The organism is Curvivirga aplysinae (genome assembly GCF_009711445.1).
Taxonomy (GTDB): domain Bacteria; phylum Pseudomonadota; class Alphaproteobacteria; order UBA8366; family Aestuariispiraceae; genus Curvivirga; species Curvivirga aplysinae.
This window is the reverse complement of record NZ_SMMC01000184.1, coordinates 16,341-32,799: the sequence shown is the minus strand read 5'-3', so window position 1 is coordinate 32,799 and position 16,459 is coordinate 16,341. Positions and strand designations below refer to the sequence as shown.

15 protein-coding genes and 1 pseudogene are annotated in these 16,459 nt (G+C 41.8%); 8 read left to right on the top strand and 8 right to left on the bottom strand.

Features of this window, described 5'->3' with window-relative positions; genetic code table 11:
* On the top strand, positions 1 to 772 hold a 772-nt coding region (locus E1160_RS10115), incomplete at its 5' end, for a calcium-binding protein (RefSeq protein WP_218048829.1).
* Positions 773 to 788: 16 nt separating this feature from the next.
* On the opposite strand, the gene dtd is transcribed toward E1160_RS10115, so the two are convergent.
* The 5 genes from dtd to E1160_RS10090 all read right to left on the bottom strand — a co-directional run bounded on the left by dtd (position 789) and on the right by E1160_RS10090 (position 5,143).
* On the bottom strand, positions 789 to 1,226 hold the full coding sequence (dtd, locus tag E1160_RS10110; RefSeq protein WP_155155036.1) for a D-aminoacyl-tRNA deacylase: 438 nt from the start codon (positions 1,224 to 1,226) through the stop codon (positions 789 to 791).
* A gap of 2 nt (positions 1,227 to 1,228) precedes the next feature.
* Positions 1,229 to 2,017, bottom strand: a complete 789-nt coding sequence (locus E1160_RS10105) for an RlmE family RNA methyltransferase (protein ID WP_155155035.1) — start codon at positions 2,015 to 2,017, stop codon at positions 1,229 to 1,231.
* A complete protein-coding gene (locus E1160_RS10100) occupies positions 2,007 to 3,068 on the bottom strand; it encodes a Ppx/GppA phosphatase family protein (protein ID WP_235914098.1) in 1,062 nt (353 codons plus the stop codon). The genes E1160_RS10105 and E1160_RS10100 overlap by 11 nt, the downstream gene beginning before the upstream one ends.
* Positions 3,069 to 3,188: 120 nt before the next feature.
* Complete coding sequence (locus E1160_RS10095) at positions 3,189 to 3,662, bottom strand: DNA polymerase III subunit chi (RefSeq protein ID WP_155155034.1); 474 nt, start codon at positions 3,660 to 3,662, stop codon at positions 3,189 to 3,191.
* Between the two features lie 11 nt (positions 3,663 to 3,673).
* On the bottom strand, positions 3,674 to 5,143 hold the full coding sequence (locus tag E1160_RS10090; RefSeq protein WP_155155033.1) for a leucyl aminopeptidase: 1,470 nt from the start codon (positions 5,141 to 5,143) through the stop codon (positions 3,674 to 3,676).
* Positions 5,144 to 5,413: 270 nt separating this feature from the next.
* Here E1160_RS10090 and E1160_RS10085 point away from each other — a divergent pair, with 270 nt between their 5' ends.
* From E1160_RS10085 to rsmA, 6 genes and pseudogenes are all read left to right on the top strand, one after another.
* Positions 5,414 to 6,526 (top strand): LptF/LptG family permease, encoded by a 1,113-nt coding sequence (locus tag E1160_RS10085; protein WP_155155032.1) that lies wholly within the window; start codon positions 5,414 to 5,416, stop codon positions 6,524 to 6,526.
* 5 nt (positions 6,527 to 6,531) lie between these two features.
* Entirely contained in the window at positions 6,532 to 7,632 is a 1,101-nt protein-coding gene (gene lptG, locus E1160_RS10080; protein ID WP_155155031.1) for an LPS export ABC transporter permease LptG, read from the top strand.
* A 14-nt stretch (positions 7,633 to 7,646) separates the two neighbouring features.
* Positions 7,647 to 9,929, top strand: coding sequence for an LPS-assembly protein LptD (locus tag E1160_RS10075; protein WP_218048827.1), 2,283 nt, complete (start codon positions 7,647 to 7,649; stop codon positions 9,927 to 9,929).
* Between the two features lie 21 nt (positions 9,930 to 9,950).
* Positions 9,951 to 11,198 carry a peptidylprolyl isomerase gene (locus tag E1160_RS10070; RefSeq protein ID WP_155155029.1) on the top strand — a complete coding sequence of 416 codons (1,248 nt, stop codon included), beginning with the start codon at positions 9,951 to 9,953 and terminating at the stop codon, positions 11,196 to 11,198.
* 9 nt (positions 11,199 to 11,207) lie between these two features.
* Positions 11,208 to 12,200: a 4-hydroxythreonine-4-phosphate dehydrogenase PdxA gene (pdxA, locus tag E1160_RS10065; protein WP_155155028.1), complete on the top strand. Its 993-nt coding sequence runs from the start codon at positions 11,208 to 11,210 to the stop codon at positions 12,198 to 12,200.
* A gap of 8 nt (positions 12,201 to 12,208) precedes the next feature.
* Positions 12,209 to 13,053, top strand: a pseudogene (rsmA, locus tag E1160_RS10060) (16S rRNA (adenine(1518)-N(6)/adenine(1519)-N(6))-dimethyltransferase RsmA).
* A gap of 24 nt (positions 13,054 to 13,077) precedes the next feature.
* Here the strand turns inward: rsmA and gmk are convergent.
* On the bottom strand, positions 13,078 to 13,722 hold the full coding sequence (gene gmk, locus E1160_RS10055) for a guanylate kinase (RefSeq protein WP_155155027.1): 645 nt from the start codon (positions 13,720 to 13,722) through the stop codon (positions 13,078 to 13,080).
* A 27-nt stretch (positions 13,723 to 13,749) separates the two neighbouring features.
* Positions 13,750 to 14,607 (bottom strand): YicC/YloC family endoribonuclease, encoded by an 858-nt coding sequence (locus E1160_RS10050; RefSeq protein ID WP_235914097.1) that lies wholly within the window; start codon positions 14,605 to 14,607, stop codon positions 13,750 to 13,752.
* Positions 14,608 to 14,704: 97 nt separating this feature from the next.
* Between E1160_RS10050 and E1160_RS10045 the strand changes: the two genes are divergently transcribed.
* Positions 14,705 to 15,466 (top strand): SDR family NAD(P)-dependent oxidoreductase, encoded by a 762-nt coding sequence (locus tag E1160_RS10045; RefSeq protein ID WP_155155025.1) that lies wholly within the window; start codon positions 14,705 to 14,707, stop codon positions 15,464 to 15,466.
* 2 nt (positions 15,467 to 15,468) lie between these two features.
* On the opposite strand, the gene mltG is transcribed toward E1160_RS10045, so the two are convergent.
* Positions 15,469 to 16,458: an endolytic transglycosylase MltG gene (gene mltG, locus E1160_RS10040; protein ID WP_155155024.1), complete on the bottom strand. Its 990-nt coding sequence runs from the start codon at positions 16,456 to 16,458 to the stop codon at positions 15,469 to 15,471.
* Position 16,459 lies beyond the last annotated feature (1 nt).

Below are 16,459 nucleotides of genomic sequence, written 5' to 3'. Positions count from 1 at the left end.
TGACCAACTGACGACAGGTGATAACAATGATCGCTTATATGGCGGATCAGGTAATGATACACTTGTCTCAGGCGGCGGTACAGATCGTCTTTATGGTGGTGAAGGAAATGATAATCTAGATGGCGGTTCTGGAAATGACAGATTAACGGGCGGTTCCGGCGAAGACATGCTTTCTGGTGGCTTAGGAAATGACATATTGCGCGGTGGCGCAGATGATGACCAGCTAAATGGCAATGAAGGAAATGATCGTCTCTATGGTGGAGATGCTAATGACACGCTTACAGACACATCAGGAAGAAACCGCCTTTATGGTGAGGATGGTAATGACCAACTGACAACGGGTGATAACAATGACCATCTATATGGTGGTGCAGGTAACGATACACTTATTGCGGGCGGGGGGGCGGATCGCTTATTTGCTGGCGAAGGTATAGATATTTTGAATGCTGGATCTGGAAATGATCGCCTAACAGGTGGCCTCAATGATACCATGTTGGGGGGCGCAGGAAATGATAGATTTTACCTAACAGATGTAGACGGCACGCCAACAAAAGCAGGCATCATAGATGGTGGAGAAGGTAATAAAGACCGGCTCTATCTTGATGATTTAGTCGATGAAAACTGGGAAATTAAGGTCGGTGATGAGACCTTTGATTCTTCCTCAAGTAAAAAAGACGTTAACGCAGCCATCAAGGCTGAGGCTGGAGCGTTTAGTATCTCAATAAATGATATAGACATTGCTGTGAAAGATGTAGAACGGGTCGATTGGTAAGATAATCGTTTTGTCCCTACCCCTCCATAGGGATTGTGATCGGACCATCATTTACCAAAGACACCTGCATGTCAGCTGCGAACTGGCCTGTCTGGACTGGCAGGCCTTCTTCTTTTATTCTTTGAACAAAATATTCATATAATCGACGCCCCTCTTCAGGTGAAGCTGCTTTTGAAAAGCCCGGACGATTTCCTTTTTTCCAGTCAGCAGCTAAGGTAAACTGGCTTACGACAAGTATAGATCCGTTAATATCCTTAACAGATTTATTCATCTTTCCATTTTCATCAGAAAAGATACGCATGGCTGCAATTTTGCGGGCAAAATAGTCTGCCTGACTATCTTCATCCCCCTCTTCTGCACAGATCAATACGAGCAAACCTTGTTCAATTTTTCCAACGATCTCGCTTTCAACATGCACCGCTGCTTCTTTAACACGTTGTACAACAGCCCGCATAATTACGTCATATCCATCGGATTATACTCATCATAATTTGGCAGGTCAGGACGCTCACCAGAAAAACCTTGAGCAACCAAGAACATCTCGGCAGAATCTTTACGACTTGATGCTGGTTTATTATGAGCCACTTTTTTGAAATGTTTCTTCAGTAACGAAAGTAATTCACTTTCAGTGCCGCCAGCGAATACTTTTGCCACAAAAATGCCGCCGGGTTTTAAAACTTCCATTGCAAAATAAGCTGCAGCTTCCACAAGGCCTACAATACGTAAATGATCCGTTGGGGCATGGCCCGTGGTAAACGGTGCCATATCAGACAATACCGCATCAACGTCAGCCCCTTTTAAAAGAGCTTTCAGCTTATCCGGAGCATCGTCCTCCATAAAGTCACCCTGAATCAAGTCAGCTCCCGGAATAGGCTCAACTTCTTGAAGGTCGATACCGACGACTTTACCTTCTTTACCGATACGTTCTTGCGCAACCTGAACCCAACCGCCTGGTGCGCAACCTAAATCAACGATAACCTGTCCCGGATGCAAAAAATCATATTTGTCATCCAGCTCAGCAAGCTTAAATGCAGCACGACCCCGATATCCTAAACGACGCGCTTCCGCAACATATGGGTCATTCAATTGTCGTTCTAACCAGCGCGTAGAAGAAATCTTACGACGTTTCGCGGTTTTCACGCGAACGCGTTGCTGACGGCCATCTGTCACATTTCTAATATTTCCAGATCCTTTTGAACCTGATTTCTTACCGCCACCAGAACGGTTACGTCCATTAGCTGCCATGGCTCCAATTCTCCTCAGCTTCCTGATCGGCCGCTGCCATTAAATCAATTAATACACCTTCACGAATACCACGATCAGCTACACAAAGTCGACCAACCTGCCAAACCTGACAGATCGCTTCCAGAATAATGCATCCCGCTAAAACAAGGTCGGCTCGTTCCTTGCCCACACATGGACAATCTTCACGCTCCTGTAATGTCATAGATCGTAGACGAGAGGCAATATCCTCTGCGGACTTAAAACTCAAGACCGCACCATCAACTTTTGATCGAATATAGTGAGGCAATCCTAAATCAATGCCTGTTACAGTCGTAACTGTGCCCGAAGTACCAAGCATTTGTACGGATCCTTTGACCACTTCACTAGATATACCATGTTGTTGATCGAAGTCTTGAAATAAAGATGAAACTTTTTCCACCCAGAGTTCGAAATCTGGTCCCGCTAATTTTGACAACCCAACTTGTTCACCAAGTGTAACGACACCATAAGGTATTGATATACAATCAATTACCTCTGGTCCCTGCTTACTACCTGTATTTGTGCGCACCCAAATAACTTGTGTGCTTCCGCCGCCAATATCAAATACCAAAGCATATTTTTTATTCTCTTCCATTAAAGGAACACAGCCAGCAATCGCAAGATGAGCTTCCTCTCTCGCACCGATCACTTCCAGTAAAACACCTGTTTCACTCATAACTCTTGCAATAAATTGATCAGCGTTAATAGCTTGACGACAGGCTTCAGTTGTAATCGCACGAATACGCGTCGCTTTACGAAAACGTATTTTTTCCATACATGCCTGCAAAGCTTGAATAGCTCTTCGTTGTGCCGCTTCGTTTAATCGTCCTGTAGAAGCAATTCCCTCACCTAATCGCACAATGCGGGAAAATGAATCGATAACGCGAAAACCGTTTTTAGAGGGACGAGCAACAAGTAAACGACAATTATGAGTACCTAGATCAATTGCACCATAAGTATGTGCCCAACGCCCAGTAGACGGCATAAACCGACTGCGAGGAGTCATACGTCTACTTTTAAAATGTCTAGCCATCGAAACCCTGATTCTTTTTGTTATGATGGGTACTTTAAGTTTCGCCATTCAACCTATAAACAATAATGCTATATAAGCTGGCGTTAGATGTAACCCTTTAATTACGATAATAGCTAAATATTAGGGCGATTCTTTGGTATTCGCGTCCGCCTTCTTCGTCCAAGCCCCCTGATCAGTTTGCTGCCAGTAGGTTAATGTTCGTCCGGCTTCATTTTCTGTTTTCCAAGCAAGACGTGCTTGTTGGACTGCATGATCATCATTTCCGTTGAAAATGCGACAAACACGTGCATATGAATTTAGGTTCTGGCTTTCCGCCGAATCCACAAGGAAAAGCACTTCTGCCTGATTCGGGTTTTCATCCTGATCCGTAAACCAAATCGGCTGTAATTCAGCATTCCCATCTTTGGTATTCCCATGAGGAAGAAAACTATCTTCCTCATAGGACCAAAGATGCTCTGTCAATGCTTCCACACGCCCAGCTTCACCAGTCATTACCACCGCTTTCCAACCACGTTTAAGGGTTGCTGCCAATAATTGAGGCAATGCTTGCTCCAAAGGTTTGGTCTGCAAATGGTAATACATGGTTTCAGACATGATATAGATACTTATCCTTCGTAATGTTCAGAAACAAAACGATCCAGAAGCTTAACACCAAAACCAGTTGCACCTTTTGGTGCAGTTGCTGTGCTTTTTGCAGACCATGTCACACCGGCGATATCTAAATGTGCCCATTTGGTGCCATTCACATATCTTTGTAGGAATTGCGCAGCTGTTATAGAGCCGCCATATTTCCCGCCAATATTTTTCATGTCTGCTACACTGGATTTAATTTGCTTGTCATAGGCATCCCCTAACGGCATGCGCCAAACTTTATCATCCGTCGCTAAGCCCGCTGCAGTTAAACGCTCTGCCAATTGATCATCATTTGAGAACAGGCCTGCATGTTCTTGCCCCAAACTCACCATAATCGCACCAGTCAATGTCGCCAAATCAATCATGATTTGCGGCTTATACTTGTCTTGAGTATACCAAAGTGCATCAGCCAGAACCAAACGCCCTTCCGCATCAGTATTCAAAATCTCAATTGTTTGACCAGACATGGATGTCACGATGTCACCAGGGCGTTGTGCATTACCATCCGGCATATTTTCGACAAGACCTATAACACCGATAGCATTTACCTTTGCTTGACGACCTGCCAAAGCCTTCATAAGACCAAGCACGACACCGGAACCACCCATATCCCATTTCATCTCGTCCATTCCAGGACCAGGTTTCAAAGAGATACCGCCTGTATCAAAAGTCACACCTTTACCTACAAATGCAACAGGTGCTTCGGACTTTGTTCCACCTTTCCATTCCATCACAACAAGCTTGCTTTCACGCGCAGATCCTTGACCAACACCTAAAAGAGCGCCCATACCTAGTTCGGTCATCTCTGCCTCACCCAATACGGTCACCTTAACACCAAGTTCACTTAACTTTTCTGCTTCATTTGCCATTGTTTCCGGATAAAGAACGTTCGGTGGCTCAGAAATAACATCGCGTGTCAGATATACACCTTCCGCAACTGCGTTTAAGTTATCAAACTTTTGATCCGCAGATGTGGCAGCCTTGGTAACAATCGTGATTTCAGAAATTTCCGTAGAATCACCTTCTTCTTTCTTAGTGATGTATTTTTCAAATTTATAGGCACCAAGCTTAATACCGAAAGCAATTTGTGCTGCAACTTCAGCTTCATCCGCAGCATCAACAAAAATGGTAGCAGTTTTGGACCCTGCCCCCATCAAACGCCCAATAATAGTTCCGCCAAGCTTCTGTGCAGAAAGTTGATCGAATTCCTTACCAAAACCAAGTAAATAGATTCGATCTGCGTCTAGGCCTGCAGGAGCCAAAACTTCTGCTACCTGCGCTGTCTTCCCACTAAACTTACCTGTTTTTGCCGCACGTGACACCATGCCAGATGTAACATCATCCAACTCTTGTGCTGATGCAGTTAACTTACGCCCTTCTTCTACGCCAACCAGAATTGAGTCCGCTTTTTTGGGTGCTTTTGTTGAAAAAGTAATTTTCATAATAGCAATCTCTTTTCAAAATAATTGCAGGCAACACCGCCCGTTCTTTTATATAGCTGAGATAAAGTGATAAACATCCAAACCTTCACGTCAAGTATTGTAGGAAAAAAAGCATAGAATTAATCCCTATCAGGCTAGACATGAACAGTGGAAGATATTAGTTACACATACAAAGAAATTTTTACTTACAATAAGAATCCAGCTATTTTTCATTATTTGATTAATAATTGAATTCATTCATCTATCTACGCATGGGAAATAACAACCTTCATGTTGTCTCGAATCACAAGCTATATCGCTAAGCAAATTGGCAGTGTGACGTTTGTCGCGACAATTTCCATGTGTCTTTTGGTAACCCTCGTACAATCTATCAAATTCATTGATATGATAATTACAAATGGCCTGCCAATCGAAGAATTCTTTCGTATGTCTTTGCTCGCAACCCCGCGTTATCTGAGCTATCTTTTACCAATTGTTTTGTTTGGCGCAACACTGTTCACCTATAACCGAATGACATCGGATAGTGAAATTGTGGTGATGCGAGCAGCAGGTTTAAGCCGCGGAAAGCTAGCGCGCGGCGGTTTTGTCGCGGGTTTTTTGGGTATGTTAATATGTTATAGTTTAACTTTATATCTAATGCCTGCTTCTCAAGTCGAATTCCGAAGTATTATTACTCACGCCCGTTCCCAAATCGGATCAGCAGTTTTACGTGAAGGACAGTTTACTAATATTACGGGTGATACGACAATTTACATCCGCGAAAAACAGAGCGAAAATACACTGTTAGGTATCATTTATCATAATGGTGCTGACAATCTTACTATCATAGCTGAACGAGGAAATATTGTTGAAACTATTGAAGGTCCTCGTGTCGTAGTTTTCAATGGTAATAAACAAGTCAAGAAAGACGGTGAACTACACCTGTTAGAATTCCAAAAATCAACATTGGATATTGGCTTGACAAAAGATCAAAAACTATTGCGTTGGAGAGAAGCAAACGAGCGATATTTACCCGATCTACTATTTCCTAATCCAAATGATCCAAATGATGTGCAAAACTTTGATAAATTAATTGCACAAGGGCATGCTCGTATTCTCTTGCCTATTTTTTGTTTATGCTTACCTCTGATCGCAATTGCATCTCTGCTATCAGGACAGCATAGCCGTAGAGGACAATTTAAACAGGTGAGCACAGCCATTGTAGGTATGCTCATAAATTTAATTCTACATATTTGGTTAACTAATGCAGCAGGAAAAAACCCGACATTACTCTATGTAATGTATGCAAATGTTGTTATACCGATGCTAGCTAGTTTTTATATGATCCATGGACGACGTAAATTAAAAGCACCTCGTACACGTGCTGTTGGAAGCGAGGCTTAAATATAATGTTTCGCACACTCACAGGTACTATGCCCCGCTATATATCCAGACAATTTCTCTTTTGGATTATATTTGTTTTCTTTGCACTGAGCTTTCTTTTCGCATTATTTGATTTCGTTGAGTTAATGAGACGTGCCTCAGGCAAAGCCGATGCAAGTTTCAGCATTATTTTGCAAATGAGTTTAGCAAAACTCCCGCATCTTCTGCAGGATATCTTCCCCTTTGTCATGTTATTTGGCTCGATCGTGGCATTTTGGCGACTGTCGAAGACTTCAGAGCTCGTAATTGCACGTGCTGCAGGTTTTTCCGCTTGGCAAATATTACGATTACCTATCGTTTTAGCATTTGGCATTGGTGTCTTACAGATAACATCTTTCGGGCCATTTGCCGCTCAAATGTATAACCAATTTGAACAGTTAGAGAATGAATACCTCAAACGCGGAGGAGAAAGACTATCTTTGTCAGGCACTGGGCTTTGGCTAAGACAGGGAAATAAGGAACACCAAGAGGTTATTCATGCTCAAGTCGCGCTAGATGGTGGCAAACGATTACAGCGTGTAACCGTTTATCAATTTGAAGGGGATAATAATTATGTCGGAAGAATTGATGCTCAGGTAGCCATTTTGTTTGAAGGGCACTGGACATTAAGAAATGCGACGATCTTCAAGCCAAATACCCCCCTGCAACTGAAAAGTATTTACCGTATTCCTACCACATTGACGAGTAAGAAAATCGAAGATAGTTACAACTCTGAAGATACTCTATCTTTCTGGGTTCTACCAGATTTTATCAAAACACTAGAAGATGCTGGTTTTGATGCAAGCAGTCATAAAATGCGCTTGCATAGTTTATTGTCGACCCCTTTCCTTCTTGTAGCAATGGTGTTAATTGCAGCAACATTCTCAATGCGAACCAGTAATCGTCGCGGAGCTACTTTTACAATTCTTTCGGGTATCGCATGCGGTTTTGTCTTGTATTTCTTTACAAATGTTGTGCAAGCTCTTGGGCTATCAACTACGATTCCCGTATGGATCGCTGCATGGATTCCTGCAATTGTAAGCTTGATGTTAGGTATAACGGCTTTACTTCATACAGAAGACGGATAAACAAGGACCGTAAAATGACTAAGAACTGGGTAAAAAAAATCCTATCCTCTTCTACCGCAATCGGTACAGGTTTTCTTGTGTCAGTTGCATCTTCAGATAGCTTCGCGCAGTTAACTAATGATGAGTTGATGCCAACAAAGTCGCAAGAGCAAACACCTGACCTAAAACGCAGGATCCCGGTCATGGCAGGCCAACTAGATACGCCTTCTCAAAACACTGAAAGCCCTGTCCTTCTGAGTGCTGACGAAGTCAATTATGATGAGACGCTCAACATCACTACAGCGCGTGGAAATGTAGAACTCGTTCAAGAAGGTCGGGTACTACTTGCTGATACTCTCAGTTACAATCAAACGGATGACACTATTACTGCTTCAGGTGATGTTAAATTACTTGAAACAACAGGCGATGTAATGTTTGCTGAATATATGGAACTTACGGATAAAATGACAAAAGGCACCTTGCGTCAAATCCGGTTCCTGATGAGCGATAACGCTCGTTTGGCAGCAAATGGTGCAAGACGATTTAGTGAAGTTAAAACTGAATTGGCACGTGCAGTTTATACCCCATGTGACGTATGCAAAGAAAACCCTGATAAAGATCCTTTATGGCAATTGAAAGCCGACAAAGTTGTTCACGATGGTGACGCAAAAACCATAGAATATTACAACAGTTGGATGGAGCTTTTTGGCCTTCCTGTTGCCTATTTCCCGTATTTCCAGCATCCTGATCCAAGTGTAGATCGTGCATCAGGAATACTACCTCCAAGCTTTGGCAGTAATAACAATATAGGTACATTTTTCAGACTACCCTATTACTGGGCCATCTCAGAAGATAAAGACTTTACATTTGATCCAATTTATACATCCAAAAGTGGTTGGGTAGCGTCCGGAGAATATAGACAAGCATTTGAAAGTGGAGATCTATTTCTTCAAGGAAGCATTGTTAACGATAACGAATATTTCGACAATGATAGCAATAATAGAGGACATACCCGATGGCATATTGCCAGTAGAGGCGCTTTTGATATAGATGAAACTTGGAATTGGGGTTTTGACGCGAATAAACAAAGTGATAGATTGTATATGGATCAATTCTCTTTTTGGGGTGATCCGGGAAATACTCTTGATAGCCAAATTAATATTGAAGGTATTAAAGGGCGCAACTACTTTCGCGCAGAAGGTCTTTACTGGCAAGAGTTACGCTCATCCGTTCCCACGAAACAATCCACAATCTTTCCAAATATTACTTATGCAGGCGTCGGCCCCGCGGATAAACTTGGAGGCCATTGGACTTTAGATGGAAATATTCGAGGTTTAAGACAGGGCGCAAAATCTGAAAGTTTAAGAAATAGTATCAAAGCTGGCTATGATCTGTTTAACACAACCGATTTCGGCTTAGCCACTGTATCAAGCGTGTCCTTACAAGGTGATTTATATGATACAAAACATCTAGATAATAGTAGTTTAAGTGAAGATCCTCAAACAAGATTAACTCCAAGAATTTCAACAACAGCCAGAATGCCTTTTTACCGTAGCGTTGATTCTGGCTCGCAAGTTATTGAACCGATTGCAGGGTTTTATGCATCACCGAATAGTGGATATGATCGAGACATTCGAAATGATGATAGCCTAGTTGTCGAACAAGATGAAACGAGTTTGTTTCAAGATGATATGACACCGGGTATTGACCGTATGGAGACTGGAACCCGCACGTCATATGGCTTCCGGATGGGTCATTATTTTGACGATGGTTTAGCAATTGAATCTACCATCGCCCAATATTATCGATTTAGCGAAGACAAAACATTGTTAGACGAAACAGGTATAGATGAAGGTGCCTCAGACTATTTTGGTGCATTAACGATTAAACCAGTTGATTATTTTAATATAACCTATCGCTTTAGAGCCGAACGTGAAAACTTAAGTCTAAATCGAAATGAAGCTCAATTCCGTTTAGGGACTGAAGATACATATTTCAGTGCACGTTACACAGATATTGATCAAACTCAAGCCCCGAGCTCAACAGCTATAGAAGAGAGTTACTTAAGTGCTTCTATAGCTATTGATGATTATTGGAGTACAAGAGGATATTGGTTATATGACTTGTTGGGTAGTGATTCTCGATACGCAGGATTATCTTTAGCTTATGAAGATGAATGTTTCATTTTTGATACCAGTTATGTGCGCGATTTCACAAATGACGGAGTAGATGGACCATCAGATACTGTTATGTTAAAGCTAACCTTCAAAACTCTTGGCGAAGTTAATCAAGATGTTTCCGGTTTCGTCCCTAATTAATTTAATAAAATAGAAAACACCATGCGAAAAATTTTATCTTTCCTCATTATGTCATTGTTAGTTTTCCCGCTATTTGTAAAAGATAGTTTTGCGCAATCTTTAAAAATTGCTGCAATTGTGAATGAAGACGTAATTACTGTTTATGATCTGCAAAATCGCATGAGGTTCATTATTTTCTCCACTCAGGCAAAACCTGATCAAGCAGCTTTAAAACGGATTCAAAACCAGGCACTACGCGCACTTATTGATGAGAAGTTAAAAATTCAATCCGCAACAGAGAGCAATATTACGATTTCTTCGTCTTTAGTGGATAAAGAGATTGGTAAATTGGAAAAACGGAATAATCTTTCTGAAGGTCAATTACCTATCTTATTGCAGAGAAATAATATCGACGTCCAGACTTTAAAAGATCGTGTTACAGCTAACTTATCATGGGCACGCTTTGTATCACGGAACTTAAGACGCAATGTACAAATCACAGAAGATCAAGTAGATGATGAACTCGATATCATCGCAGCTCAAACAAATCAGTCCCAGAAACGTATTTTTGAAATCTACTTACCATTTGACGGTGCCGAATTAGAATCAGATACAAGAGCAATTGCATTGGAGCTGAAAAAAGAATTAGAAGAAGGTTCTACTTTTACTACATTGGCACGCAACTATTCAAAATCTAGTTCTGCTCAGTTAGGTGGTGATCGAGGTTGGTTAAGCCCAGGTCAGCTACCTGAGGAAATCGATTCAAAAGTGCAAGCCTTAAAAATTGGAGAAATTTCGGAACCAATTGAAACACTTACAGGATTATATCTTTTCCAAGTTACCGAGGAACGTAATTTAGCTGGTGATATAGGACAGACAGAATTGGGCCTTGTTCAATTAAGTATGTCAACGGCCTCAACTGCGCGTGATGTCGTACTAGGCCAAATGAATAATTTAAAATCACAAATTAATTCATGCGAAGGCGCAGTTACATTAGCCAATAATAATTCAAATATCAGCCATACCCAGACAAATAAAATATTCTTACGCGATCTGTCAGACCTTGTTCAGTCTCAAGTAAGGGATTTAAAGATAAATCAATCTACCTCACCCATCCCTGTACAAGATGCAGTTATACTTCTAACCATTTGTAGCCGAAAAGAGCCACAATCGAATTTACCTTCGCGCAGAGAGATAAGAAAACAACTCTTTAACGCGAAATTAGATATCCTCGCTCGACAGCGTTTGCGCGACCTCCGCAATGCTGCATTTATTGACGTGCGTAATTAAGGATTATTTATGCGTCCAATTGCAATCACAATGGGTGATCCATCTGGTATCGGTGGTGAATTAAGCCTTAAAGCTTGGCAAAATCTGAAAGATAGCCAAATTCCGTTTTATTGCTTAGACAACGTTGATCGACTTCAGAACATTATAGACCATCTAAATCTTGATACTAAAATTCAAGTAATTCGGACGCCAAATGAAGCGAAAAGCGTTTTTCCAAACGCTCTTCCAGTATTTGATTTACCACTTCAAACAGTCTCTATTCCTGGTCAGTTGGATTCTGCAAATGGACAGACGGTTTTGGATTCTATCTCCTTAGCAGTTGAACATACAATTGAAGGCAAGGCTGCTGCAGTAGTGACCAATCCTATCCACAAGGCTGCATTGTATGAAACCGGGTTCACATATCCCGGTCATACTGAATATTTAGCGGCACTAGGTGGCGAAAATAAACCATCAATCATGATGTTAGCATGTGATAGCTTACGTGTTATTCCCGTCACTATTCATCAATCTTTAAAAACAGCTATTGATGGTCTAACGACAGAAAAAATTATCTATACAGCTGAAATCGCCCATAAGGCCTTAAAAAACTTATATGATATCAAAGAGCCAAGATTAGCAATATCCGGCCTCAATCCCCATGCAGGTGAAAGTGGTAAGATGGGCCATGAGGATGAGGAAATCATCGCACCTGCAATTACCTCACTTAAAAACAAAGGCATTAATGCTTTTGGCCCTCTTCCTGCTGATACAATGTTTCATGCAGAAGCACGTGCAAACTATGACATTGCAATTTGTATGTATCATGATCAGGCACTTATACCTATTAAAACGCTGGATTTTCATGGTGGTGTAAATGTGACTCTTGGACTTCCGTTTATTCGAACCTCACCAGATCATGGAACTGCTCTAGATATTGCTGGGAAAGGTATCGCTAATCCATCTAGCTTTGTTAATGCAATCAAGATGGCCTATACTATGGCCAAAGCTCAACAGAAATAAGAATTAGTATGACCGACACAGTTGACGATCTCCCCCCTCTACGTGAGGTTATTTCTAATCATGGACTCTCTGCACAAAAGAAGTTTGGACAAAACTTTTTATTCGATCGAACTTAACTCGCAGAATTGCTCGCTGTGCCGCCCCCTTAGACGCAGGTAGTGTGATCGAAATTGGTCCTGGCCCAGGCGGTTTAACACGCGCATTACTTCTTGAAGGAGCACAAAATCTTTACGCAATTGAGAAAGATGATCGCACGCGTGATATCTTGGCTGAAATTAATGAGGCCTCCGGTGGCCGATTACATGTCATCGAAGGGGATGCCTTAGAGGTCGATATCCCAAACTTGGGAGAAGAGCCCCGCCGTATTGTTGCGAATCTCCCATTTAATGTTGCAACGCCGCTACTTATTAGTTGGCTAAAAAATGCTCATGCTTTTAAGCAAATGACCCTCATGTTCCAGAAAGAAGTGGCAGAACGTATAGTCGCAACTGAGCATGATAAAAACTATTCACGTTTGGCAGTATTAGCCAATTGGCGCTGTGACACACGTTTGGAATTCACTTTACCTGCTCGTGCCTTTACGCCTCCTCCCAAAGTGGAATCAGCTGTGGTTAGCTTACGCCCCCTTAAAGAACCCAGATATCCTTGTACAATAGATACATTGGAAACAGTGACCGCCGCAGCCTTTAATCAACGCCGTAAAATGCTACGTCGCTCCTTAAAACTATTAAATATCGACGTAGAAGCCTTGCTAACCGAAGCTAGAATTGATCCAACAATTCGCGCTGAGAATGTATCACTTGAAGAATTCTGTACTCTCGCCAGAATATATGAAAAAATGAAAAAGGCCTGAGAATAATTCAGGCCTTAACTCTTTTTACACTTCGTGGCGAAGACGCTTCACAAAATCTCCAAGCCCTACTTGGCGAGTGCGTTTCAAACGTTCGGATGTTAAAATAGAGCGCACCTGTGTAATACTTTCGGGTAAACTGTAATTCACAATAACCCAATCATACTCAGGATAATGGCTCATTTCATCAGATGCCTTTGCCATACGCTTAGCAACAACTTCAGCACTATCTTGAGCACGTGAATGAAGGCGACGTTCCAGCTCTTGTACAGATGGTGGTAGAATAAAAATTCTTACCAAATCTTTTTCCGCATGATCTGACAATTGCTGCGTGCCTTGCCAATCAATGTCAAACATCACATCTTTACCAGCCTCTAAAGCATCCATAACCGGTTTCTTAGGGGTGCCATAATAATTATCGAACACTTTCGCATGCTCTAACAATTCACCTTTATTCACCATTAGGTTAAATTCTGTTTTATCAACAAAATGATAATCGGTGCCAGCAACTTCACCCGGGCGTTTTTGACGTGTTGTCGCAGAAACAGATAACTGGATATCTGGATCAGTTGCTAAAATCTCACGTGCAATTGTGGATTTACCAGCCCCTGATGGTGAAGATAAAACTAACATCAAGCCACGGCGATTAATTTTCATAGCGTCGTTACTCATATTTTCCTCTATCCATAACTTGTATCATTATTCAACATTTGCTGCTTGTTCGCGCAACTGGTCAATTGTTGCCTTTAGTTCCAAACCTGTTTGAGTTAACTGTATATCCGCCGATTTTGAACAAAGAGTATTTGCCTCACGATTAAACTCTTGGCATAGGAAATCTAGTTTACGACCAATAACGACTCCTTGTGATAGAAGATCACCACATGCCTTGATATGCGCATTTAAACGATCAATCTCTTCACGTACATCGGCCTTTACTGCTAATAACGCTGCTTCCTGTGACAATCGTTCTTCTGTAATATCATCTCGCTTAGAAAGCAGTTCAGTGATTTGTCCTTCGATCTTTTGACGAATCGCATCAGGTTGTGCACCCGCTGAAGCGGTAGCATCCAAAACCAACTGAGAAATATGTTTTAAATGGGCCTCAAGCATATCCTTAGTGCGCGCGCCCTCTTCCAAGCGATGTGCCTTCAAGGATTGTAAGGCTTCATTTAAAGACTGAATAATTTCTTGTTGAAGAGCTTTGTCATTGGCTGCATCGGACTTTTCATCAGATTGCTCCAATACACCACGCACATTTAACAAACGATCAACACGCGGTTCTTCACCAAGTTCCTTACATGTTTCAATCAATTGAGTTAGCAGTGTTTTATTTATCTCAACTGACTGTTGTCCTGCAACAGGCTTCAAATCCAAATTTACTGAAACAGATCCGCGTTTAAATGTTTTTTGTACAGTTGCACGCACAATCGGATCCAATCGTTCCCAACCTGATGGGATACGAAGGCGCAAATCCAACCCCTTACTATTTACAGAACGCAATTCCCACGCCCATTGAAACTTATCATTTTGCTCGGAGATACGAGCAAAGCCTGTCATGCTTTGTAAGCCCATAAGACGGCCTTTCTTTTAATTTCAGTAGCATCATGTATAAACAAGCTTGCGAATGACAACAACCGCCTTACTTGGATAGCAGATGAAAAATCCTAAAAAACATATTCTGATTACTGGTGCAAGCAGCGGTATTGGCGCTGCAATAGCCCAAAATTATGCCAAAGATGGTCACACTCTTTATCTATCAGGTAGAAACAAAGATCGCTTATCAGAAATAGGTAAAATTTGCGAATCATTCGGGGCGCTCGTGTATGTAAAGACCATCGATGTAGCAGATAAAATGCAAATGCGCGATTGGATCTCCTCCCTTTCACATCTGGATATTGTTATCGCAAATGCAGGAATTGCGATTGGCAATACATCTCCTCGTGATCATGATTATGAAGATACCGCCAGAACAATTTTTGATGTAAATCTAAATGGTGTGTTGAATACGATACATCCAGCTATTGATCTGATGAGATCAGGAGGCGGGTCTATTGCTGTCGTAAGTTCCCTTGCAGGATATAGAGGCCTGCCTACCGCCCCTGCTTATTCTGCTTCGAAAGCAGCTGTTAAAGCCTATGCCGAAGCCCTATCACCAAGTTTAAAGTCAATGAATATTCATTTATCTGTGATTTTTCCGGGTTTTGTAAAATCGCGAATTACGGATCAAAACAAATTTCCAATGCCTTTCTTCATGACGGCCGAAAAAGCTTCTGACATCATAACAAGCAGGATTGATGCTAAGAAAACGATCATCGCATTTCCATGGCAGATGCGCTTAATCAGCTGGTTTTTTCGTGCCTTACCAAGCAGTTGGGCATTAAAAATATTGAGCCAATCTAAAGAAGAAAAAGGTTAACTTTAATTCTGTTGCTGTTTTTTGAATTTCCGCCATGCAGCAACATTCCGATTATGCTCTTTCAAGGTTTTTGCAAAAGCATGGCCACCAGATCCATCCGCAACAAAGTATAAATAATCCGTTTGTAACGGGTTCAAAACTGCCTTAATCGAATCTAAACCAGGGTTTCCAATCGGACCAGGGGGTAATCCCTTAACAACATATGTATTATAAGGATGGTTCACCTTCCAATCCTGACGTGTTAAACTACGTCCTAACGGTTTCAAGCCATCCGTCAGAGCATAAATAACTGTCGGATCAGATTGTAACCGCATCCCCTTCTTAAGGCGATTAACAAAGACGGACGCCACTTGCGGGCGTTCAGCACCAACAGCAGTTTCTTTTTCAACAATAGAAGCGAGCGTCAAAACCTCTTCCCATGTTTTATATGGTAGCTCTTGAAGGCGAGCAGATTGCATCAATTTTGCACGAGATTGGTCTAAAGACACTCTCATGCGTCCTAGAATATCTTCACGTGTATCCCCTAAATTATAGTGGTATGTTTCAGGTAGCACACTTCCCTGCTCTGGCATGTCTGATACATCACCTTGAAGCGCCTCTTCAGCATATAAAAGATCAACAATTTCCCGACTCGTAAGCCCTTCCGGGATTGTAATTGATCTGACAACCGTATCATTACTGCTTAAATGTGCCAGGATTTCAGGAATATTCATCCCGGGCACAAACTTATACTCCCCAGCCTTTAAAAGCTTATGAGCGCCACTAAGACGAGCCTGTAAGGTAAAATATCTTTCGTCATGGATCACGTTTGCTTCTTGTAATGCCCGCCCAATAGCGCGAACGCCTTGTCCACGTGGCACAACAACGGTCACGTCTTCGGCCAACGGACCAACTTCATGAATTTTTGTATCCACATAAAGATAGACGCCACCGAGCCCAAGCCCGACAGCGCCTAACAAGATAGTTAAAAGGATCAGAAGTTTCTTCTTCATA

What these genes read in the sequence shown, in the direction of transcription:
- dtd (WP_155155036.1), bottom strand. Translation starts at nt 1,226, where the DNA reads ATGCGGGCTGTTGTACAACGTGTTAAAGAAGCAGCGGTGCATGTTGAA.
- E1160_RS10105 (WP_155155035.1), bottom strand. Translation starts at nt 2,017, where the DNA reads ATGGCAGCTAATGGACGTAACCGTTCTGGTGGCGGTAAGAAATCAGGT.
- E1160_RS10100 (WP_235914098.1), bottom strand. Translation starts at nt 3,068, where the DNA reads ATGGCTAGACATTTTAAAAGTAGACGTATGACTCCTCGCAGTCGGTTT.
- E1160_RS10095 (WP_155155034.1), bottom strand. Translation starts at nt 3,662, where the DNA reads ATGTCTGAAACCATGTATTACCATTTGCAGACCAAACCTTTGGAGCAA.
- E1160_RS10090 (WP_155155033.1), bottom strand. Translation starts at nt 5,143, where the DNA reads ATGAAAATTACTTTTTCAACAAAAGCACCCAAAAAAGCGGACTCAATT.
- E1160_RS10085 (WP_155155032.1), top strand. Translation starts at nt 5,414, where the DNA reads ATGTTGTCTCGAATCACAAGCTATATCGCTAAGCAAATTGGCAGTGTG.
- lptG (WP_155155031.1), top strand. Translation starts at nt 6,532, where the DNA reads ATGTTTCGCACACTCACAGGTACTATGCCCCGCTATATATCCAGACAA.
- E1160_RS10075 (WP_218048827.1), top strand. Translation starts at nt 7,647, where the DNA reads ATGACTAAGAACTGGGTAAAAAAAATCCTATCCTCTTCTACCGCAATC.
- E1160_RS10070 (WP_155155029.1), top strand. Translation starts at nt 9,951, where the DNA reads ATGCGAAAAATTTTATCTTTCCTCATTATGTCATTGTTAGTTTTCCCG.
- pdxA (WP_155155028.1), top strand. Translation starts at nt 11,208, where the DNA reads ATGCGTCCAATTGCAATCACAATGGGTGATCCATCTGGTATCGGTGGT.
- gmk (WP_155155027.1), bottom strand. Translation starts at nt 13,722, where the DNA reads ATGAGTAACGACGCTATGAAAATTAATCGCCGTGGCTTGATGTTAGTT.
- E1160_RS10050 (WP_235914097.1), bottom strand. Translation starts at nt 14,607, where the DNA reads ATGACAGGCTTTGCTCGTATCTCCGAGCAAAATGATAAGTTTCAATGG.
- E1160_RS10045 (WP_155155025.1), top strand. Translation starts at nt 14,705, where the DNA reads ATGAAAAATCCTAAAAAACATATTCTGATTACTGGTGCAAGCAGCGGT.
- mltG (WP_155155024.1), bottom strand. Translation starts at nt 16,458, where the DNA reads ATGAAGAAGAAACTTCTGATCCTTTTAACTATCTTGTTAGGCGCTGTC.